Genomic DNA, 21,982 nt, shown 5'->3' with positions numbered 1-21,982 from the left:
CGGGCTGAAAGGTGCTTTTAGGCGTTTTTTTCGTAAGCCTGGGTAAGCGCTCTTATGATTGCCTTTTTACCCATTTCAATTTTATATTCATTGTCCGGCAGGGTACGGGCCGGGCGCATCGCCAACTCCGCAGCCTGCTCAAAGTTCTCCTGAGTTGGTTTTTTGCCGCTTAGAAAAGCCTCGGCTTCGGTTAGTTTCCAGGGTTTGTGCGCTACTCCCCCCATGGCGAGGCCCGCTTTGGCAATGCTACCGCCTTCCATTTGTAAGCCGGCCGCTACCGAAATGAGCGCAAAAGCATAGCTGGAGCGCTCGCGGATTTTCAGGTAATAATAATGATCGGCGAAAATCGGTTTGGGTAGTTCGATGGCCGTAATGAGCTCGTTGGGCTGCAGCGTGTTGTCTTTTTCCGGCTGATCGCCCGGCAAGCGGTGGAAATCGGCAAAATCAATCGTTCTTGTCTTACCCCCGGCTTGTTGTACCTGTACCGTGGCCCCTATGGCCGCCAAAGCCACGCACATATCCGAAGGATTGACCGCTACGCATTGGTCATTCCAGCCAAAAATGGCGTGCTGGGCGTTCATGCCCTTCCTGGCACCACAACCCGTGCCCGGTTCCCGTTTGTTGCAGGGCATGGAGGTTTCGAAAAAGTAGGGACAACGGGTACGCTGCAACAAATTGCCGCCGTTGGTCGCCATGTTGCGGATCTGCGCCGTAGCCGCCGACAGCATGGCCATCGAGAGCAAAGGGTAGTTTTTCCGGATGTCGGGATGGTTGGCCGTATCGGCATTGCTGGCCATCGCGCCCAGCGTGTAGCCGCCTGCGCCATTGGATTTAATGTCGTTGAAACTGAGGTCCGCCACTTCGATCAACTCCGTTGGGCGTTCCACGTCTTCTTTCATCAAATCGATCAGGTTGGTACCGCCCCCCAGGTACCTGGCTTGTTTATTGGCCGCAGCGGCCGATACGGCGGCCTGCGGATTTTGCGGCTGGGTATATACAAAAGGTCTCATTGGTTACTGGTTTTGTGGCGTTGAAGCCGTTGAAAGACGCTGATTCCTGTTTTTCCAGGTACCTGTCTCTTAAAATAAGGTCAGCTTTTGGCTTTGGCTTTTTGCATTTGTTCCGCCGTGGCAAATTCCCACTTGGGTTTTTCTTCTTTGCCCGACTGTACTTCCTGAATGGCCTGCACGATATTGTTATAGGCCCCGCACCGGCAGATATTGCCCGACATCCGTTCCCGGATTTCTTCTTCCGATAGCTCAATGTTTTGCCGGACGTTTTTGAAATCCTCCGTTACGTAGCTCGCTTCCCCATTTCTGGCCTCCTGCAGCAGGGCGACGGAAGAGCAGATTTGCCCGGGTGTGCAGTAGCCGCACTGGAAGCCATCGTGTTTGAGGAAGGCCGCCTGCATGGCGTGCAGCTCATCGTCCGTGGCCAGACCTTCTATAGTAGTGATTTCCTTGTCCTTGCAGCTGGCCGCCAGCGTAAGGCAGGAGAGTTTGCGTTTCCCATCGATGATCACGGTACAGGCGCCGCACTGCCCGTGATCGCAGCCTTTTTTGGTGCCGGTCAGCTGAAGACGCTGCCGAAGCGCGTCCAGCAGGGTAGTTCGGGAATCGATGATTAAAGGTTTTGTTGAATTATTTACCCGTAATCGGACCTTGATTTCGTTCAGCATGGCTTCAGTAGTGGTCAGGAGTTCTTCTTTTGATGATTTACCTAGCGCTTCGGAGGTAAGGAAGGGCGCAGCAAACAGGCTGAGTCCGGCGGCAGAAATTTTAGTCATAAACCGGCGACGAGAGTCTCCAAAAAGCCCAAGCTGATCCAGAATCTTACTTTCGTCCTCGGTCAACTGCCTCTCTTCCGATTGGTCTTCCTGGTTATATTTCGTCATAACATAGATGTGTTAGAGTTGGTAGTGGAGTGGGTGCAATGAAGCAGTAGAGCTTAATGATGATTGCCTGGGTTCTGCCTCATATGGGTAAGAGAGAAAAAACCATACCCACCTCAACCTTCGTATCGCGTCCATGGGGAGTCACGCCGCGGTTCGCACCGGGGTCATTGGAGGGGTGGCGGGGGAAATTACACGTTGTACCATCCACTAATGTGATTTCTTTTGTTACTTTGTTAAATCCACAATTAACTTCAATAATCACCAGTTGCCCCACTCATGAAGAACTACCGATCAGTCCTGAAACCTTTTATGTTCTCCCTGCTTTTTGTGCTCGGAGCGGTAGCCCTTGCTCAGGCCGCCAAGAGGGAATTTTACGAAATCAAGATTTACACCATCAGCAGCGCGGCCCAGGAACAGGGCTTGGATGCCTACTTAAAGGATGCCTACCTTCCGGCCATGCACCGGCAGGGTATCAAGACAGTCGGGGTTTTCAAACCGAGACCGGGCACAGACGATGCCGGCAAAAAAGTATATGTCTTTACGCCATTGAAGTCGCAAAGCCACATATTGGACATCACCAAAAAACTGGCTGCCGATGCGGCGTATCAGAGTGCCGGAACTGCATATATCAACGCAAGGTTTGACAACAAGCCCTACGACCGTTTTGAATCGATTGTTTTACATGCGTTCAGCGAGGCCCCGCAGATGATGCTGCCCAATCTCAGCGGCCCGAAGAAGGATCGGGTCTACGAGCTGCGCAGCTACGAAGGTCCCACCGAAAAATACTACCTGAACAAAGTGAAGATGTTTAACGAGGGCGGCGAAGTGAAGCTCTTCAAAAGACTGAATTTCAATGCGGTGTTTTATGGCGAAGTGATCACCGGCAGCCACATGCCCAACCTGATGTACATGACTACCTTCGAAAACCAGGCCGATCGCGATGCCCACTGGAAAGCTTTCACAGAATCACCAGAATGGGCGGTGCTAAAAGCCGACGAGCAGTATAAAAACAATACTTCCAAGAATACGCAGTACTTCCTGTATCCTACCGAGTATTCGGATATTTAGGCAAGCCGTTTTTACGGATATTGTACTTGCACCAGGTCATGGAAATGGCCTGGTGTTTTTATTGCGCAAAGCCCACTTTCGTCTTTCTCAGGCAGCAAGTGCATATAGGGTGAGGCATTAGACGCCGCGCTTGGCGTAGAGCTTTCCTTGCACGTGGTGTCCCGGACTGCGCGTCCCGGACTACGCATCCCTGGCGCAGCGGACCGTTCTGAAGGGTTTAATTCGCTGTTAGCGACGGAGCCCGCAGTACCCGCTTTGATTCAATGGTAATGGCCGAGCCTTCGGCCAGCATCACGGACCGGGGTTGTTGGTGATTCAGGAAGACAAAGTCGTTGCCGTATAATTCGGCAAAGTCAGCCTTGATTTTATAATCAAGTACCTCGTACTTCTTCCACTTCGGGTGCGTCACCTGGTATTCATTGGTCAGGGAAGGGTTCACCTCCGCATACCCCCAGTAATGCTCGGTGATAAACTCGGTTTCACTGCCGGGAATCATCTCGGTGAGTTCCCTACCAGTAGTGACCCTAAATGACTGCCACCCGGATTTGATCTTCCAGCGGTACTCCACCGTGAGGTCAGTATCGGTTTCGTCCCACCGGTGGCGCATTGGGCGGGTTTCGTACTTCTCGTTGTAAAGGGTATTGGCCACGAAAGTCAGGGCGGGCAAGGGGACGATCTCCTTGACGAAAACTACCCCTCGTTTCCACGCTCCGTCTTCAAACCGCCTGACGTAAAACCGCAGGTTTACCTCCTCAAAATTGATGTGAAAAGGTACTTTGATCCCCAATAGCCGGGTATTTTTAAACATGAACCCGATCAGACTCGCGTAACAGTGTCCCTGCCACAGATCCAGCTCGGTCCCGTAGGGAAGGTAGGGTTTGAGAACGGCGGGATCAACTTCGTAATTAGCAAAGGCTAGCTTGCGCCACTCGGCGGTTAAAAAACTCATGGACTATTGATTGGAGGATAACACCTACCAAACAGCGCGGAATTCGCTAATGTTTTAGGATCAGGCACCTAACTGTTGGGGGCAAACGAGATAAGTACCCAGGACTTGTCACCTTATAGTAAGCACAAGGAAAATCTTTATGGCAAATCGCCTTACCCCTCATCTAATACAAACCCGTCCTTCGTTTTCACCAGCCAGTCTTGCAGCCGACCTTTCAATCGGCCGACTTCCGGCTGCGATGTCCTGTACAGATTATTCATTTCGTAGGGATCGGCTTTCAAATCGAATAGGTACCCTTGCAGTTTTTTGCCATTTCTTAAATAGGCCAGCTTATAACGCTGCGTCCGCACTCCCCTGAAACCCGAGTTGATTCGGGCCGGATCGCTGGAAATACTACCCATAATGAATTGTTCCTGAGGTAGCCTGCCTTCCCTTTCCAGAAAATAGGATGCATGACTGACGCCCTGTACGCTTTTGGGAATATCATTTTTGAAACCCGCCAGATCAAGCAGGGTCGGAAAAATGTCGGGCATACCGGCAAGCAACTCACGGTCGATCCCAGGCCTGATTTTTCCCTTCCAGTAGACGAGGAAAGGTACCAGCAGCGACTCTTCGTAGATATTGTTTTTTGAGACCTCGTCGTGCTTTCCCAGACAGTTTCCGTGATCGGCCGTAATGAGGACAATCGTATTTTCCAGCAAACCATTATCCTTCAAGGCGCTGATCATCCGACCAATCTGAGCATCGACGCCCGTAATATTGGCGTAGTAGTTTTTGATGTCTTTTCGATACATATCCCCCATCCGGGTACCCGCCGGGGGAATATTCGGCTCCGTAACCAATGAATCGAGTGGGATATCTTTATACGGTTCAAGGTACTTTTTGGGCATGGTGTTGTATGGCGAATGCGGCGGATTGATAGAAACGACCAGGGCGAATGGATTCTCCGCATTCCTTACGCCTCCTTTGTTCGTGAAGTAGTCGATGGCTTTCTCCGCTTCGTGTTCTGGCCCCCATTGATCGACATAATGAAATTCATCCCGCGTTGCTTTCGTATCCCAGTACATGGGCCGGTCGTGCTGGTCGTAGGTATTGTAGGCATACCAAAAATCGAAGCCGTGTCGCCTTGCCGGCGGCGTCCACTCGTTCCAAGCCGTGTTCCCCTCGTTGTTCGACGTAGGAATATAGGGCTGATAAGGTGCTTCGAGATGCCACTTGCCGATGTAGCCATTGGAGTAGCCCTTGGCTTTCAGGATATCGGACCAGCATACCATATCCGTGGGCAACTCGACGCCAAAAGGGGCCGAATTGGAATTGGCGTTACTGATGACTTTGTTTTCTAAAGGGTACGTACCCGTAAGCAGCATAGCGCGGGCGGGCGAGCAGACCGGGTAGTTGCTCACCATCTGGGTAAGTGCCAGCCCTTCTTTCGTTAAACCATCCAGATTGGGGGTTTGTACTTTTTCTCTTCCCACGTACCCAAGCGCGCGACCACTCCACTGATCGGTGAAAATCACCAGGATATTGGGGTGTTTCTGTTGGTTGGCTCTTCCTTCGTCCCAAAAAAAGGCAGAGAAAACCATGAGCAAGGTACCCAGGGTTATCGCAAGCGGAAATACTCCTTTCCGGGTAGTTGAACCGTTGTGCTTAATTCGTTCAGGAGAAGCCGCCATACAATTTTTGATTTGAAACGCCTATTTAGCGGATTTTTTTGATTGTATGGATAGAGCGCGCCGTATTCTTTTCCGTCAATCCCAGAAATCAAGGCACCCTGTTTAGTGGTGAGCGTAGTACTGAAACGAAAACACACGCTGATTTTTCTCACCCTCGGGAGTAGTGGACTTCTACCTTTTGCTGATTTTATTGCCGGAAATCGCCCGTTGTCGATCGCTCTTGAAACGATGCATTTGCTCGCTCGCTTTGAGGGCGTGCTTGGTACTTCGGCCCTGCACCCGTGCCCGCCAACGCCGCCACGAGGCGGGTTTCAGCGAACGGCGCATCAAAACGATCACTTCCGGTTCGGCCAGGCCGAACTGTGCCTCGATGGCGTCGAAGGGCGTCCGGTCTTCCCAGGCCATTTCGATGATCCGGTCCGTGTCGCGGGCCGATAATGGATTGATTAGCTCTTTTTCTTTCATGCAGGACTAAACAGCGTAGGTGGCGATGCTGTTCGAAATAAATCTGATAACTAGCCCTGATGCTCGCGTCGGTGGAGTGTCAATTAACTATTTTCAAAGTGCTTTCTACTAGTAGTTTGCTTGCCAACCTGCCTTTATGGACAAACTCAGACTATACCACAGCTACCCATGAAACAGTTTGATTCTCAGTTGGATGTATTGCCTTATTTTTCGGCCTTGCCCTATGATGCGCTGATGGAAGCCCGGAACGTGAACCACGTTCACGTCCCGGATCAGAGGGGAATTTACTTCTGGTTTCTGCGGGAAGAAGGCTTCGAAAAGCTGAGCCGGAAGCTGCAGGTTGTGCTGCGTCCTCCCCGACACACCCTAAAAGTAGGGGATGCTTCCCTAGTGTACTACGGGCACCTTGGGGCCTACAGCGATGCGAAGTCGGTGCAACGGGCGGATAATCTGAAATATTACTTCCAGTCGGAGATTCCGCATAATCCCCTCGAATACAGCCTTGAATGTTATTCTTATCTTTCCTGCTTTCGAAAAACCATCAGTGGCCTACTCACCGACGATATACTGGCCGAACAGGAAACAGTAAAATCGTTCTTCCAGAACTATGTGCTAATCTACTTTCTGGCCTATGACGCTATCACTGAAGAAGAAGAAGTGGTGGCCCGTGACGCCGTAAAATCAGATTTTCGGTACGTAAGTCTGGCGATAGCCTCGCTCAGTCATCACCGCACAGCCGGCGCTGCTTATGCCGCCAAAGGGGCATTGGTCTATGACAATTATGGTCCTGAGGTAAGAATCATCCTGGAAAGACGACGTTACTTCGCGGAGCTGATGACGTTAGCTACGATTCGACAAAAGCATCAATTGGACGATGAGGCCGGTAGTGAATTGATAGAGCCCATAGTTTATTATGAGTGAAGCAAGGCACCACTTACTTGTTAGAGAGGTTATCCACTTGATTCATGAATCCCAGCCTTCGCTGGTATCTGTCGAGTGAATTTTCTACGACTATACAACTCCGATTTGTAATTGGTCTTACTACGCGGTTCTCAAAATCTTTTCCATCTTTTTGCCTTTCGCCAGTTCGTCCACCAGCTTATCCAGGTACCTAACTTTCCTGGTGATTGGATTTTCAATTTCTTCGATCCGGTAGCCGCAGATTACGCCCGTGATCAAATCCGCCCCTGGATTCAATTTTGCTTCGTTGAAGAATGTTTCAAAAGTCGCTTTCTCCTCCATCAGCGCTTGCAGTTTTTTGTCGTCAAAACCCGTCAGCCACGCGATCACCTGATGTAATTCTTCTTTGGTCCTGCCTTTGCGCTCGACTTTCGTGAGGTAGTGCGGGTACACCGAGGCAAAAGTCATTTTTGCCATTCGCTCGTTGTGCTCGGGCGTAATCTTCATATTCCGGAAAGGCTTTTTGTTTGAAGTGCGTAAACTTAGTGGCATCGGCAGTCGTCGGAAACTGCCAACTATATTTGGTTAATACTCTCATAGAGGATTACGCGCAACAGGGGCGAGGTGATGAAACCATACGACGGAACGTATCAATTTTAAATTAGGGTTAGAGATGTGGGTAAACTAAGATAAAAATTCATAGGTATCTGTAGTCGAGTCATAGGTTGCTTTACCTTGTTCAACTAGTCTTTTCCAAACTTTGTCTGCGCCTGAGGATCTTGATTCATTTCCAAATGACTTAAATTTGGGATTGTTAGAACTTGAAATTATTCTTAAATTTAAAACTTGACTAGCTTCCTCAATCATTTTTTCAGGAATGCCTTTTGCAACATAAACTTCCAGATAGTTGTGTAGCATTGTAGTTACCTTCCCCATAGTTTCATTAATCTTAGTAATCGAAAACTCAAACCAGTCCGTTTCATCTAAATCGCTCGGTTTTATTTTAAATATCCACTTTATATTTCCATTTTCTTTGGAAGTTTCTCGTGCGTATTTGAAATAGTTTATTTCTTCACCTCTCCCAATGCAAGCAATTTCAGCAATAAATTCCATGACTATAAATCAGAGTTAGCGGAAAATAAATTACTTTATGTAGTCAGTTTATCAAATAGCTTCGACCAAATCTCAATATATTCCGGTGTAATTTCTTCGTAAAATTTCGAACTCCTATTTAGTATTTCTCTTGCTACATCTACCTTCCAGCCGAGCTCTAATGTAATGTTATTCTCTTTTGCCCACTTTTCTATTTGATCAACTATTGGCTCATCTTTGACATATTTATCATCGAAGAATTCTTTACCTCTGAACATTCTATCAATAACAGTAATTATGAATTTATGAGGAATAAAGTCTTCAATCTCATATTCTTTATCTGCCAAAAAGTCATTTACTTCTAGTACTAAATCTTTATCATCTTTATATTTACCATTAAGCAGACCTTTCTTATAATCTTTACCTGCTTTATCTGAATCCAACAAAACCATAGGAAATTTGTCATCTCTTGACGAAACAAGCTTAGATACTGGCCCCATTCCTTTTATTCCACCCACAGGAATAAAAACAAATTCTCTCGTATATTTAAGTATACCTTGGCCGATCAAAAATCTTTTTATAAAATTAAGATATATTTGATCACTCGGACCTTCCACTAATATTGGTTTACATCCAAGTAAAAGGGTATCAGATACCGTTAGACCTAAGGCTGCATGTACAGGATATATCGATTTTTCAGAATCTTTCTCATCATATCTTAAATTTGATGTAATATTGGTCCTTCCGGTTTCCTTATTTATATAGACAGCTTTTACATTTGCTAAATTATCGATGTCAACAAGAAATGGTGAATGTGAAGTATAAATCAATTGATTATCCTCGGACAACTTTCTAAAAAATTTAGCAAGGTCATACTGTGCTAGTGGATGAAGTGATAGTCCTGGCTCATCTAATAGCAATACTGTATTTGAATGACCTTCTTTGGTTTCAACTAAGAAAACAAGGAAGAAGCTAAAAAACCATTGAAGCCCTCTACTTCTACCTTCTAATTCTATTGGTTCTGGACGTAGTGAATCGCTAACGTTAATACGAAAGTGGTTTCCATCAGCTTTAAATTGAAAAATGTAGTTCCCCTGCAGCCACCATTTCTTGAAGCTCTCAGTTAGTTGTGTTGCTGCTGATTCTAACAATATATTTCTTTCTCTTTTCTTATCAGCCCATGCTTTGATTTCTTCGTCAGTTTTTTCTTGTTCCGTTTCAGAAATCACATTGTTGTTTTGATGGTTAATTCTCTTGATAATTACTCTTGAATCATTACCAAGTTCAAAAATTTCTTGTGGCGATAAATTCACATATTTGAATAAGACCTCCAATGTTCGTGCTTTTGCTCTTGCTGTTTCGCCCAAATCTTTTCTTTCAAAATCCTCTATAACTCTTGGTAAATAGATTTCACTGTCTAAATTTCCATAGTCAGAATAATAAACGAACTGTGGAATATTTTTAAGAATCTCGCTCAATGTATCTTGTTCTATTTTAATTGGATTGCCTTCAAAAGAATTTATAAAACCCGAGAGTGAGTTCTCCAAATTTTGTTCGAAAAATTCTGGAAGTTTTTGCTTTTTCCCAAAACTTTCAATTTTGAAATTTTGGACAGATTTTATTACTTCTTTAATATGTTTTTCTCTAAAAAAATTATCAGGTATTGAATCCTTTAACTCATTTATAAAGTTAAATATCAAATCTTGCAATTGTTTATCTTCTTTAATATAAAAATCTTCTAATTTAATTCTTTGATAAAATTCTTCATACACTTCAAGTAAACGGGTGGATTCAAACTGGTCAATTTTTGTATAAGGGAATGACACATGGTAATCTCCACTGTATTCTCTTTCGACTAATACCGTTTTGATCTGATCTTGATCACACTTGTATCTTTCCGCAAGCTTTATTTGTAGTTCTATGCTCAATACAAAATCAGCAGAAATGAATATATCAGACTCATGTCCTTCTGCTTTATATCTGCTGAATAATAATCTTGGGAAATCATCAAGAGGCACTATCGGCTCACCATTCACTGGGTTTAATTTCCATAAGGCAATTAATAAGTTTGTCTTACCAGATTCATTAGTCCCTATCAAACATGAGTTTTCAGCAACTTCAATCCAGTCACTTTTCTCAATAGATCTGAAATTTTCAACTTTAAATCTTACTAATTTGATATCGTTTTTTTTCATTGCAATTATATTTTAATATATGCTAATGAGGAAATGATCGCTATTTCATCATATACATTCTCAAAAAAATTAATTTTATTTACCAAAGGATAGTAAATCGTTTTCTACTGTCAAATCTGCATTTCAATACTTCGCCGCCATCCCCTTCCCCGGCGTCGCCTTCAAGATAAACGCCCGCAAATCGTCATTGGCCTGCACGAGGTCTTCCTGCCGGAGGTCCAACCTATGGCCGCTGCGGTAGCCCTTCCAGTCCATGCGGCCTTTGAGGCGGCCGCTCGGGGATTGGCGCGCGGTTTTGGGCGAAAAGGGAAGGCCCTCCGGCTACGCTCAGGGTGACAAGAAGGAACGTGGCCGCGCACCGGAGATTTTGTAGGCGTTTTCTCATGTGAACTTCGTAATTAACTGTTTTAGGGAGAGATAGGCAGGTTTTTGCAACTTTCCGTTAAGGTAGAGATTTGCCCCGGAAAACGCAAAGCCGGGCGGAGAATCGCGTGATTCTTCCGCCCGGCTTTGGAATGGCGTTTGGGCACTGACTGTCTGTTACTACTTACTCAGGGCAAGCTTTGGCGCTTTCGCTGGCGTATTGCTGGTAAAGCGTCTGAATTTCATCAGGCATTTTATCGTCGGGATCGCCCTTTTCGTACTTCTTTTTAATGTTTTTCTCGCGGGTTCTGAACGTTTCCAGCACGCGCTGCTGGTTGGCGAGGCAGGCTTTCTGTTTGTTTAGTTTTTTTCGCTGTTCAGGCTCGAGATTGGAGTCGCTCAGCTCTTCCTGAATCTCCTCGTTCCGGGCCTGAAACTGCAAGTCCATAATCTGCCACATCGACACCTGATTTTCGGGATTGGTGTAGGCTTTGGCCAGATCGGCCAAGTCGCTGGATTCCAAAAACTGCCCATTGTTTTCTTTCAGGTTTTCCGAGATCCGCCCCATCTTTTCGGCCTGCTGCATTTTGATGCGGCGTAGTTCGGGGTTTTCCTCTTCGGCGGCTTTCTGCTTTTCGGTCGCAACGTTTTGGTCCAGATTGGCATTGCTTATGCCCATCTCTTTGGCCAGGTACTCGCCGATGGGTTTGTAGCCTTTACCCGAAAAAGGCACCCGGCTCAGGTAGCTTCCCTTCGGTGCCGAGGCATCCAAAGGAATGATATTCAGGACGGCAATGCCATTGATGCCATCGTTTATTTCGTGGAGGTAGTAGAGTTGCTTATTTTTTTCGTTGTAGAGGTACCCCACGCCGAAGGCCGTGGCGATGTAGTTTTTGGCCAGCGGGTGATCGGCCTTCACGCCCCAGTCGTGCATCCAGCAAGTGTAAGTTTTGCCTTCGTCGGTAATCTTGTATTCTTCCAGCAGCAGTCCCTGCTCATGCGGCCAACGGCGGCTGTTGCCCGTCTTGCGCACCCCGTTCCAGAATATCTGCGAGCCGTTCCAGCGGTCGAAATTGGCCGAAACCATCGACATGCCACTCCCCATTTTCATGGCTATTTTGCCCATGTCCGGCGTTTCGGTGTACATGAGCGCATCGGCATTGGGCAGGTGGGCGACGAACTTAATATGATCGGTTTCTTCCATTTGGGGCGCATTTTTCCAGCCTACCCGTATCATCTCGCCCGAATAGCCAAACACGCCGTTGGTGCTGTTGAGATAGGCCTCCACAATCATGCTGCCTTCCAGGCTGAGTATTTCCATGGAAATGATCTGGTTGAACTTCATGTCGTCGTTCAGGCCCGGAATCGGGTCGGGATTTTGAGCAATGTCGGCTCTAACTTTGGAAAAGTCGAGCGTTTTCTTGCCGCCTTGCCCGGCTTTTTCCACCACAATTTTTTGCTGTCCGAAGACGGAAAGGCACACGAACGCCAGCAGTAGCGTCAGGAGGGATTGGTACTTCATCGGTGAGAAGGATTAGATAAAATTCAGGGCATAGAATCGGAAATCGAAGTAGGACGAATTTCCCGGTATTGACAAACGGTGGTTAGCCATTGGATACCGTACGAAGCCGATTGGTCGGTGGGGCCTAGCAGAATACAAATTGTCGTTTGTCCACGATGGGCTCATTCACTGGATTTGGAGTGGTGGGAAAAACAGGAAGCGAGGTTGTAGGGGGAAATCTGCCCGTAAAATCAAGAAGTCTGGCGGATGCAGTTAGTTGCATCCGCCAGACTTTTCAGAACTACCCGAACTCATATCAGTGTTCGGCCGTCTCTGCGTGTTTAAATGGCGTCACCTCCGCCTCGTAGCTGGGGTGGTCGAGGATGTCGCCGAGCCAGTAGTCGGAGGAGATGATTTCCACTTCGTAGGTATCGCCGGACTGCGTCACATTGCGTTTCCACACGATCGCATCGGCGTCGGCGAGTTCCTTTTTGCCCTCCAATTGATCCGGGTACAGGCGCTTGACGATGGAATTATCCGGCATGGCCTTTTGCAGCGCTTTGAGGATGATTTCGCTGGTAATGTCTCCGGCCTTACTGAAAGTACCGTCGGTATCCGTCAGCGTGAAAGTAATCTGCACCGCCTTGCCATCGGGAAACTTACCGTTGTAAGCCTTCCGCAACAGTTGATTGATGCTAAACATGCGGTGGTGAAGGCCGATCTCGGGGTACTCTTCAAAAATCTTATCCAGTTGCATATCGCTGGCGATCTGCGACATCTGACCTTCGTTGAGGTCATCGGACAGGTACAGGGCCATCAGGTTCTCCGCCGCCTGATTCGGTTCTTCGTCGGTGATCGCCATGAGCGTCATTTCGGCCAGCTCCTTATCCGGCAGCGCATCGGCATCGGCGAAGTCGAACGCTTCCAGAATCTTCAAATAGTCTTCCTTCTGCCAGGCATCGGGGATTTCAGAGAGGTACTCGTGAGCGACGTTCTCGACTTGCAATTTTATCTTGTCCATTCTTTTTAATTCAAAAGGTGAATTAGCAAGTACGAAAGTTTTGGCGGCTTTAACTACTGGCTTTTCATCATGAAACGAATCGCCAACTCACTTACCAAAACCACGTCCACGACAGACGGGCGAAGAAGGGCGTGCCGGGCGTAAAGTGGATTTCCTCCACCGGCACCGACTCGCTTCGCAGTCGACTTGTGGTAGCAAACTGGGTTTCCTTCCAGCGGGTATTGAGAAGGTTCTGCACCGAAAGCCCGAATTGCTGGCGGGGCAGCGTGTAGTTCAGCTGCAAGTCCGCAACAAAGTACCCTGCTGCCACCAGGCTGTTGTCCTCGTTGGCGGGGCGGTCGGCCAGGTAGCGGTAGCGCAGCGAGCCATTGAAGCCACGCTCGGCCTGGTACGAAAATCCGCCGATGGAGGTAAACACGGGTGCCAGCGGCACATAGCGCTGTCCTGGTTCCTCGTCCACGAAGCGGGGACGGGTGGCATTCATGTCAAGGTCGGCAAAAAGGTGGTCGGTCAACTGGTAGCGGAGCGAAAGATCCACGCCCTCGCGGCGGGTCCGGCCACTGGGTTCAACTACCCCTTCGTCGCCGACATACACAAACTCCTGCGCCATCCGCAGCGTCCACAAGGCGGTACTTACCAGCAAGCGTGGCATCGGCTTCCAGATGGCCCCCAGGTCGCCGCCCCAGGCGGGAGGAAGTACCTGCTGCACGCCCCCGACGGTGGCTCCGGCGGACACCACGCGGCTGTCGTTGGAGTGAAAGCCCTTGCCCGCTTTGGCGTAAAGCTGCAGCCGGGGCGAGAAGGTGTAGTAAAGATTCAGTTTGGGAGAAACGATGGCCGTATTGGTCAGCGACGTGGCGGCGGGCGTCAGCAGCAAATCCTCGTAGCGTTGCCGGAATACATCAAAGCGAAGCCCGGCGTTTACTGTCAGTCGATTGGTCAGGTACAGTACTTCGTCGAGATACAGGGCGGCGTTGAGTTCGTTGATGTTGCCGAGTTGGTACCGTTCCAGCGTTTCGTTGCGGTTGCGGGTGTGCGAAAGCTCAGTCGAATCGGTCAGATCGTGGCGGTACTGGACGCCCAGCGTCGAGGTCAGGTTTTTGTTACCAATTTGGTGATAGCGGGTAAAACTACCGTTGTAGCCAAAGAGGTTGCGCTTTTCATTCTGCCGGATTTGGTCGCCGTTGATGGAGTCGTTGAGGAAAAAGGTGAAATTGGAATAGAGTTCAAAGGCATTGCGGCTGTAAAATACCTGCTGGCGGATTTCATCCTTCCGCCCCGTAACCGTCACGAGCTGGGCGTTCAGGTTGGTGCGGCTGGTCTCGCCGCCCTCCGTCGGGTCGACGGAGCCAAAGAAGCCCGTCAGTCCGGAGGCTACCGCCCGGTCGGGAATCTGACCGGAATGGTTCCATTTGCTCCAAAAGGTGGACGCCGACAGAGTCAGCGTGGTGGCAGGCGACAGGTGGCCGTGGTACTTGCCGAGTAAATTAAACCGGTTAAAGTACTGTGGGTTTTCAAAATAGCCATTGGAGTACTGGTACTCCGATGCCACGTAGGCCGACTGCTTCTGGCCCTCGTCTTTTCCCACCTCTTTCCCCAATAAATTCACACCACCCACCAGCCGGTAGGTATCGTACTGCCCCACTTCTGCCTTCACAAAATTCCGGTCCAGGGTAGTTTTGGTTTGAAAATTCACCCAGCCCGCCGTAGCCAGATTTCCCTGATCGCTGGCGTAAGGACCTTTGCCAAAATTCAATGACTGCACCATTTCGGGAATCACAAAGTGCAGGTCGGCGTAGCCCTGCCCGTGGGCGTGCGACACCATATTGACGGGCATCCCGTCCACGCTCAGGCGGATGTCGGTACCGTGGTCGAGGTCGAAGCCGCGCAGAAACAGTTGCTCGGCCTTGCCGCCGCCCGCGTGCTGTCCGATAAACAAGCCCGGTACCATGCGCAGGATTTCCTGCGAGTTGGTCACGGGCCGCAGCCGGATGTCTATGCCGCTGATAATCTGCTGGCCGTTCGGCCGCAGCGCTGACACCGTCACGGTACCCAAATCGATGGGGGCTGTTAAGAGTTTGATTTGCAAGAAAGTCGTCTGGTCGTCGTGAACTTCCGCCACAATCGACTGGGTCTGAAAACCCATGCTGGTAAATTCCAGGCGGTAGGTAGCCGCCGGGAGGTTGGTGAAGTCGTACTGGCCGAGTTCGTTGGTAATGGCTCCCTTACCATGCTCCAATACCACAACGGTTACGCCTGCCAGGGGCCGGCCCGTGGCGGCGTCCGAAACGGTACCGGTGATCTTGCCCAGGTGGGCCAGACAAACGTGAGAAAAGAGTAAAAAAAACAGAAGGGCAGAGTTCCTGCGCCACTGTCCCGTTTTTTCAGTACCTGCGTGTAGAGTTGAAGTCATTGAGGAGGTAAATTCAAAGGATGATAGCTAATGTACGTCCGTTGCCTGCAATTCGGTTCATTTCGCTACATTGCCGGGTAACTAAAATCATGCCCGGCAGCCCATGATTACCCACCCGCTCTTTGTCCTGGCCGTACTTTGCCTGAACGTTGTCATCTGCGAGTGGCTGGCCACCAAACCCTATTTCCGGCACCTTGGTACGGCACTGATGGTCATTCTGCTCACTGCCCTTACCGCCAACCTGGGCCTGATTCCTTCCTCCACGCCACCCTCGGTCGTATACGACGGGATTTTTACCTACGTGGCCCCGATCTCCATCTTCCTGCTCATGCTGAGCGTGAACCTGAAAAGCATCCGCCGCGCCGGGCCTTCCATGATCGGCCTGTTTCTGGTGGGAGCTTTGGGAACCGTGATTGGGGTGGCCGTCGCCGTAAAAACGGTCGATGCTGCCGCACTGCTGGGCGAAAAATACTACGCGCTTGCGGGCATGCTGACCGGAACTTATACGGGGGGTAGTTTGAATTTTAACGCCGTAGCCCTGCACTACGGTATGGCCCGCGAGGGGACACTCTACGCCGCCACTACTGCCGCCGATAATATCGTGACTGCCCTGTGGATGATTGCCACCCTTGCCCTACCCGCTCTGCTGCGGGGAAGGTCGAAAAAGCAGCGGCGTCAGAATCAGCAGCCATCTCTTCCAACACTTTTGACGAGCAGGAAACGATCAACCCCAAAGATGTCGGACTACTCACTGCCCTGGCTTTCGGGGCCGTACTCCTGGCCGACCGGGTCGCTACCATTTTTCCGGCTTTGCCCACGATTCTTACCATCACGACGGTCGCGCTGGTGCTGGCGCAGTTCCCGGCAATTAGTCGCCTGCGCGGCAGCCGGGTACTTGGGATGTTCATGATCTACCTTTTTCTAGCTGTCATCGGAGCCTACTGCGACGTTCCGGCTTTGTTGCAGGACGGAACCCTGGCCATTTGGTTGCTGGTCATTATCTGTATCATTGTGCTGATTCACGCCGCCTTGCTGATGGGCGTGGCCAAATTACTGAAGCAGGACCCCGATGTGGTAGCCGTAGCATCGCAGGCCAACATCGGCGGATCGAGCTCGGCCCTTGCCCTGGCCCGCAGCCTGGGACGTCCCGATTTACAACTACCCGCTATTCTGGTCGGTACTCTTGGCAATGGGTTGGGTACTTATCTGGGTTTCGCGGTGGCAGAGTGGCTGCGGTAGGTGGGAAGAAAGGTCTATGGCACGAGTTTCTCACCACGGCAGAATCATTCATCACCGGTGCCACTTGCTTTTTATTCGCGCAGCATTTTTTGATTGAGTACGGTGTAGTTTTTGAGATGCACGGCCTCGCGCAGGAACCTGCGGCCCGAAGCTGCGATCCCGAATCCCGCACCCGAAACTACCAAACCACCGAAGTACATCCATGGTCCTGCCGGACTCCGGCTGCTGAATCCGCTGGGAGAAGCAACCATCACCGCTATTCCGGCAGCGTATACCACGGCACCCAGACGCTGATTGGTACGGTACTTCTTGTACATATCCCAGGCCGTAGGAATATTCCTGAATTCCCCGGCAGCTTTGTCGCCCAATATGCCTAATTTATGTTCGTGCCCGTTCTTTATGTAAGAATTGGTGGTAAGATAAAGCGTCTCGGTTTCGTAGAGATAGCGCAGCCGGGGCTGATAAGTGGGGGAAGTGTAGCGAAGTATTTCGTCCCGGTTTCTCAGCCATAACGCACGCTCAAAGTTATCAGCCGACTGACGAGCCTTTTTGCCTCCCACAAAGGCCAGAGTAAAACCGCCCAGCGCCATGCCTATTCCCAAGCCTGTCTGCCAGTCAAATTGAGTCGTTGTATTGATGAGGGGAAGTGATCCCAGCATCAGGCCCAATCCCGCAATGCTGTAAAAAGGCTGTATTCTCCGTTGAGCCAGTGCCAGCCGAAAAGTAGCTTCGCCCTCGGGAGAAACCTTGAATTCATCGGCCACATTTTTCCACCCACGGCCTAGCGAACGGTTGCCCGTGCTTGTAGTCCACCGATTGCCATTGACATAAGCGGCATGTGCATTGTAGTTTTCCGCAAAAGAAAGAAAGTCTCCAGCCGGGCTTTCAGTTGCCGTTGTATCGGCCGGCGTTTGGGCGTAAGCAATCTGAAACAAAGTAAACGCCAGGCAGCAAAGAAGCAGGTTTTTCATGGTGCAGTATTTGGGCTGGAAAACGGTTTCAAAAATACATTATTCCTACCCGTATAAAACTCCATTTGCAACAACTTTAATACATGGTTCGGATCAGAAAAGAAGAAATATTTTGCACCGATACAGAAATGGGTCTGCCTTCCCGAGAATACGCACCCTTACTTTCCCACGGGTGTCAGCCCGCGAAAAACAGGACGGTCAGTAGGCTACTTCTCCACCGGGCTCAGACTGCTTTCTGCGGTGTTGCTGACAAAGGCTACCTTTTTGCTGTCCGGCGACCAGGAAGGCGTGTTGATGGTCCCCTGCCCTCCGTAGACATAGGCAATCACCCTGGGTTCAACGTCACCTGACACAGGCATCAAACGCAGGTACACATGCTTGTAGAAAGGGTGGTCGTCGACCTCTACCTCCTCTTTCAGAAACGAGATAAACACGATCCATTTGCCATCGGGAGAGATATGCGGAAACCAGTCCTGGAACTTATCATCCGTCAGTGCCCGCTGATCGCTGCCATCAGGTTTCATGCGGTAGATGCGCATATTTCCGTCGCGGGCCGAGTTGAAGTAGATGTACTTGCCGTCGGGCGAATATTCAGGCCCATCGTCCAGCCCCTTGGCGTCGGTCAGCCGTACTTCTGGCCCGCCCGCTGCCGGAACGCTGAAAATATTGAAGTCACCGTCGCGCTGTCCCGTAAAAAGCAGCGTCTTCTTGTCCGGCGACCAGCTGTGCAGATACGACGGGCCGCGGGGCGTAATTTGTTTGGGCGTACCGCCTTTTGCCGGGACGGTGTAGATGATGGACCCACCCAACTCCTTTACATCACTGCTCAGGCCGAGCATTGTTCCGTCAAAAGAAAGCACATGGTCGTTGTTGTTATTCTTGATCTCGCCCGTATTCAGCACTGCTGGCCGCCGTTTGGCCAGATCAAAGGTGTACATCAGTCCATCGCTATTGTACAGTAGTGTTTTGCCATCGGGCGTCCAGTTGGGAGCCTGAATGGATTTGGGATGCGTAAAAATCACTTTACGGTCGCCCGTGGCCACATCCAGAATTTCCAGGTTGCTGGCCAGGTACTGGCGATAGGGTACCAGGCTGTCGGGCGCAGGAACGCTGATGCGGACATCGCGGAATACGCCTTTTTCCAACACCTCCTTATTGTGCGAACCCACGAAAAGGCCCACGTACACCTCTTCTCCCAGGTCCAGGTCAGCAACCTGCTCGGTTACGAAGGGCTCGCCGAATTTGGCTACCCGCATGGTGTAGGTATTGCCTTTGCGTTCCAGCTGGATCACATCGGCATGGGTCATTTTGGCCTTCATTTCTTCCGTATCCGCCCCGGTGGTACGCCGGAATTGCAGCGAGGTGAGGCCGTCGCCGTGCACCACCGCGTTGATATGGGCCGACTTGCCGTCCAGACTACTCCTGACCATCCAGCCCACCTTCCGGTGCGGATCGACGCCTTTACCCACGAGTCCGGCACGGGTGTAGAGGATAAAATCGCCTTTCATCTGCTTCCACAGATAATGGAATTCGTCGTGGTCGAACCATACGTTGTAGCCCGCCCCGGCCACTTCGTACTGCCGCTTTTGGGCATTGTAGCTGGCCGAACCCGGCTTAAGTACATCGCCGATGTCGCCATGTCCCGTGAATACACCCAGGTCTGTTTTCTGCGCCAGTGCCGTGAAAGGAACAGCGATGCTCAAGCCAAGCAAACAGGCTACCAGGTTTTTTTTCAATAATCTCATCATGTATACTAGTCAAATGGATTTGAGCACTTTAACTAAAAAAACCGTAACAGTCCATAGACATGGTAAGCGCATTTCTGCTGGTTGTTACTGTCCGCCCGAGTGGGAAGTGTTTCTAAAAAAACAGGAACTTCCGGCGCTGGTACAGACGTGGCAAATCTGTTTCGAACACCGTATAGTCGTCCTCATAGAAATTCATAAAGTCGGGCACACTGGAATGACCCGGATAAGGCGCGTAAAAGTGCGTGGTGCTGCGTGCATCATTCCGCCATACCAGCACATAAGCAAGTCTCAGCTTTTCGGCTTTCAGGGCTTTGAGCAAAGTACCCGTCCACCAGGTCGTATCCGGGATCGATTCAAGGCCGGTTTCGGTGAAGGCCGCCAGCTTTCCGGCTTTGCGGGCATAGTCCGACACGATTTTTAACCTGGTGATGGCCGCCGGGAGGTTGTAATGGCTGTTGCGACCAAAATCGGCGTAATCGTCCATCCCCACCATGTCTACCCAGGCATCTCCGGGGTACCTTTCGAGGTACTCGGTTTCGGAGTTGAAGTTACAGTCCGGAGAAAAGACGTAAATGAAATTGTGCACCTGCAGACTGTCACGCAGGTAGGATACCGTGAACCGCCAGAGTTCCGTAAATTCCTCAGCTGTGCAGTGCGGTTTCCCCCACCAGAACCACCCTCCGTCGAATTCGTGGTAAGGGCGGAAGAGCATGGGTACCAGCTTGCCATCGTTGCCCCGCACCGACTGGGCCAGGCCGCCAATCGTTTGCAAAATGGCCTTGTACTCTTCGTGATGTGACCCACCCGGAATGAGATTGGCTACCGCCGGAGCAGAAAGGGAGTCTTTCCAGTAAAAGCCCGTTTGGGGCGTAACCGGATTGGAAAAATGCCAGGCTACGGTAGTTACCCCGCCCCGATTGTACGTATCGGCGATCTGGCGACGCAGCGACTCTTTGGCCCGTTCGATGGCAGCAGGCGGGCGGCCTGACAGGCCACTAAAATCAACGCCGATCACCGCCGGATGTGAACCTGTTACAGATTTGACGTCGGAGCGGGCGGCCTCGCCCTGCCAGCCGTGCCCATATTCGGTGGCGTGCTGGTGGCCGAACAGAATATGCCTGCGGGCCAGCTTGTCCAGATTCCGGTACAGGGCTTTGGTTTCGGATGTAGCGTTGCGGTCGATTAACCTGGGGCGCGCCGCTGCCGACCCCGCCGAAACTACCAGCAGGCCAAACGCCAGACTGAGCCAGGCATGGTGAATGCTAAACTTTTTCATGGTAAACAATGCGCAATAATGTACCGGAATGAGTTGGAGAAGCAGTAAAAATCCCCACAGCGTTCCGGTTAGATTACTGTGGGGATAGAGGATACTGATTATTTACTTTACTAACAGGATATCGTCGAAGTAAAATGTTTCATCCTGCTTGTCAGGGCCTTTGATCCGAAACCCTACCTGCGTCAGCTTTTTACCCGGCACCCAGAAATCCATGTCGGAAATTTTGATTTTGAAGTAGTTCCAAACCCCGGCCTTGACATCGACGCGATTGGCTTCTACAAAATCACCGAACCCGGCCTTCCCGGCATCGGTCGTGATGTAGAGCGAATAGTCAGCCGAGGCTCCTTTGATCCAGCCTGTGATGTAGGTGTAATCCGGCGAGTAAGCAATGGCCGACGACCAGTTCGATAATCCGGTCAGGTGCCAGTTGCCTTTTTGGTAAGTCTTGGTGAGTGACGCACTGCCGTCTTTTTTCTCCTTCGTGGTCACGGTAGCCGCATCACCCCAGGAAGCATTTGCGAAACCAGCGCCGAAAGTATCGGTGAAGATTTTGTACGCCAGATCCATGTTCACGAACTCCTGCCGGGTGCGGATGCGCCCCGTGCCGTTGGTGATGCTGAGCGTACCCCGGCTCAGCGTACTGGCAGGCATTTCCACGACCAGCTGCTTTTTATCTTTGGAGATAATCGTGGCCGCATCCGATATTCCTTTTACCGAATCGGCTACCGCCACGGCCGTTACGTCGTCCAGGTTGTTGCCGGTCAGCGTGATGATGGTGCCTTTGGAAAAGATGTAGTTCGATGCATCGCTTATGGTAGGATACGCCAGTACTTTAAAAGGAATGGTGGTTGACCTGCCGGCACTATTGGTGACGATAATGTTCTGAACGCCACCAGCTGCTTCCGTGGGTACACGGAAAATCAGCGCTTTGTCGGTATTGAGGGTAGGCTGAAAACCCGCCGGTACTTCCTGTTTTTCAAACACGATCGACCGGATATCGCCCAGGCCGGTGCCCAGGAGAGTCACCGTGCCGCCACCAGCGGCGGAGTCGGGCATAATTTGGGTAGCGACGGGGGTACCCACTTCAAAGCTGGGGGAACCATCGGTATCTTCCTCGCAGGAAGTGAGCACCATTCCGGCCAGTAGTGTCAAAAAGCCCAGGCCCCAGGCGCGATTACAAGTAAGTTTCATGGGATTGAATATTTGAGTGTTGG

At 50.4% G+C, this 21,982-nt stretch carries 18 protein-coding genes and 1 pseudogene; 3 read left to right on the top strand and 16 right to left on the bottom strand.

The window, feature by feature from the left end:
* Nucleotides 1–17: 17 nt before the first annotated feature.
* Nucleotides 18–1,010 (bottom strand): FAD binding domain-containing protein, encoded by a 993-nt coding sequence (locus IE117_RS02395; protein WP_189562745.1) that lies wholly within the window; start codon nt 1,008–1,010, stop codon nt 18–20.
* 80 nt (nt 1,011–1,090) lie between these two features.
* On the bottom strand, nt 1,091–1,894 hold the full coding sequence (locus IE117_RS02390; protein ID WP_189562744.1) for a 2Fe-2S iron-sulfur cluster-binding protein: 804 nt from the start codon (nt 1,892–1,894) through the stop codon (nt 1,091–1,093).
* A 276-nt stretch (nt 1,895–2,170) separates the two neighbouring features.
* Here IE117_RS02390 and IE117_RS02385 point away from each other — a divergent pair, with 276 nt between their 5' ends.
* On the top strand, nt 2,171–2,962 hold the full coding sequence (locus tag IE117_RS02385) for an NIPSNAP family protein (protein ID WP_229580207.1): 792 nt from the start codon (nt 2,171–2,173) through the stop codon (nt 2,960–2,962).
* Between the two features lie 217 nt (nt 2,963–3,179).
* Here IE117_RS02385 and IE117_RS02380 read toward each other — a convergent pair whose 3' ends face one another.
* The 3 genes from IE117_RS02380 to IE117_RS02370 all read right to left on the bottom strand — a co-directional run bounded on the left by IE117_RS02380 (nt 3,180) and on the right by IE117_RS02370 (nt 6,049).
* Nucleotides 3,180–3,911, bottom strand: coding sequence for a YqjF family protein (locus IE117_RS02380; RefSeq protein WP_189562743.1), 732 nt, complete (start codon nt 3,909–3,911; stop codon nt 3,180–3,182).
* A 152-nt stretch (nt 3,912–4,063) separates the two neighbouring features.
* Nucleotides 4,064–5,584, bottom strand: a complete 1,521-nt coding sequence (locus IE117_RS02375) for a sulfatase family protein (RefSeq protein ID WP_229580205.1) — start codon at nt 5,582–5,584, stop codon at nt 4,064–4,066.
* 171 nt (nt 5,585–5,755) lie between these two features.
* Nucleotides 5,756–6,049 carry a TIGR03643 family protein gene (locus tag IE117_RS02370; RefSeq protein WP_189562742.1) on the bottom strand — a complete coding sequence of 98 codons (294 nt, stop codon included), beginning with the start codon at nt 6,047–6,049 and terminating at the stop codon, nt 5,756–5,758.
* Nucleotides 6,050–6,217: 168 nt separating this feature from the next.
* Here IE117_RS02370 and IE117_RS02365 point away from each other — a divergent pair, with 168 nt between their 5' ends.
* The gene (locus IE117_RS02365; RefSeq protein WP_189562741.1) at nt 6,218–6,970 is read left to right on the top strand and encodes a hypothetical protein; all 753 of its coding nucleotides are present in this window, start codon (nt 6,218–6,220) and stop codon (nt 6,968–6,970) included.
* 120 nt (nt 6,971–7,090) lie between these two features.
* Here the strand turns inward: IE117_RS02365 and IE117_RS02360 are convergent, their stop codons facing one another.
* The 7 genes from IE117_RS02360 to IE117_RS02335 all read right to left on the bottom strand — a co-directional run bounded on the left by IE117_RS02360 (nt 7,091) and on the right by IE117_RS02335 (nt 15,534).
* A complete protein-coding gene (locus IE117_RS02360; RefSeq protein WP_189562740.1) occupies nt 7,091–7,456 on the bottom strand; it encodes a DUF2200 domain-containing protein in 366 nt (121 codons plus the stop codon).
* Nucleotides 7,457–7,633: 177 nt separating this feature from the next.
* Complete coding sequence (locus IE117_RS02355) at nt 7,634–8,062, bottom strand: hypothetical protein (protein ID WP_189562739.1); 429 nt, start codon at nt 8,060–8,062, stop codon at nt 7,634–7,636.
* 35 nt (nt 8,063–8,097) lie between these two features.
* Nucleotides 8,098–10,236: an AAA family ATPase gene (locus IE117_RS02350; RefSeq protein WP_189562738.1), complete on the bottom strand. Its 2,139-nt coding sequence runs from the start codon at nt 10,234–10,236 to the stop codon at nt 8,098–8,100.
* Nucleotides 10,237–10,359: 123 nt separating this feature from the next.
* Nucleotides 10,360–10,491, bottom strand: coding sequence for a hypothetical protein (locus IE117_RS26190; RefSeq protein ID WP_308439260.1), 132 nt, complete (start codon nt 10,489–10,491; stop codon nt 10,360–10,362).
* Nucleotides 10,492–10,783: 292 nt separating this feature from the next.
* Nucleotides 10,784–12,121, bottom strand: a complete 1,338-nt coding sequence (locus tag IE117_RS02345; protein ID WP_189562737.1) for a hypothetical protein — start codon at nt 12,119–12,121, stop codon at nt 10,784–10,786.
* Between the two features lie 295 nt (nt 12,122–12,416).
* Complete coding sequence (locus IE117_RS02340) at nt 12,417–13,121, bottom strand: hypothetical protein (RefSeq protein WP_189562736.1); 705 nt, start codon at nt 13,119–13,121, stop codon at nt 12,417–12,419.
* Between the two features lie 91 nt (nt 13,122–13,212).
* On the bottom strand, nt 13,213–15,534 hold the full coding sequence (locus IE117_RS02335) for a TonB-dependent receptor (protein WP_189562735.1): 2,322 nt from the start codon (nt 15,532–15,534) through the stop codon (nt 13,213–13,215).
* A gap of 103 nt (nt 15,535–15,637) precedes the next feature.
* Here IE117_RS02335 and IE117_RS02330 point away from each other — a divergent pair.
* Nucleotides 15,638–16,773: pseudogene (locus tag IE117_RS02330) on the top strand (DUF819 family protein).
* Between the two features lie 71 nt (nt 16,774–16,844).
* On the opposite strand, the gene IE117_RS02325 reads toward IE117_RS02330, so the two are convergent.
* The 4 genes from IE117_RS02325 to IE117_RS02310 all read right to left on the bottom strand — a co-directional run bounded on the left by IE117_RS02325 (nt 16,845) and on the right by IE117_RS02310 (nt 21,959).
* Nucleotides 16,845–17,744, bottom strand: coding sequence for a hypothetical protein (locus tag IE117_RS02325; RefSeq protein WP_189562734.1), 900 nt, complete (start codon nt 17,742–17,744; stop codon nt 16,845–16,847).
* Between the two features lie 206 nt (nt 17,745–17,950).
* Nucleotides 17,951–19,489, bottom strand: coding sequence for a TolB family protein (locus tag IE117_RS02320; RefSeq protein WP_189564200.1), 1,539 nt, complete (start codon nt 19,487–19,489; stop codon nt 17,951–17,953).
* 115 nt (nt 19,490–19,604) lie between these two features.
* The gene (locus IE117_RS02315) at nt 19,605–20,768 is read right to left on the bottom strand and encodes a glycoside hydrolase family 26 protein (protein WP_189562733.1); all 1,164 of its coding nucleotides are present in this window, start codon (nt 20,766–20,768) and stop codon (nt 19,605–19,607) included.
* A 102-nt stretch (nt 20,769–20,870) separates the two neighbouring features.
* Nucleotides 20,871–21,959, bottom strand: coding sequence for an IPT/TIG domain-containing protein (locus IE117_RS02310; protein WP_189562732.1), 1,089 nt, complete (start codon nt 21,957–21,959; stop codon nt 20,871–20,873).
* Between the last annotated feature and the right edge of the window lie 23 nt (nt 21,960–21,982).

This window comes from Persicitalea jodogahamensis (assembly GCF_014651615.1).
Lineage (GTDB): Bacteria > Bacteroidota > Bacteroidia > Cytophagales > Spirosomataceae > Persicitalea > Persicitalea jodogahamensis.
The sequence above is the reverse complement of the archived record's forward strand: the minus strand, read 5'-3'. Positions and strand labels throughout refer to the sequence as shown.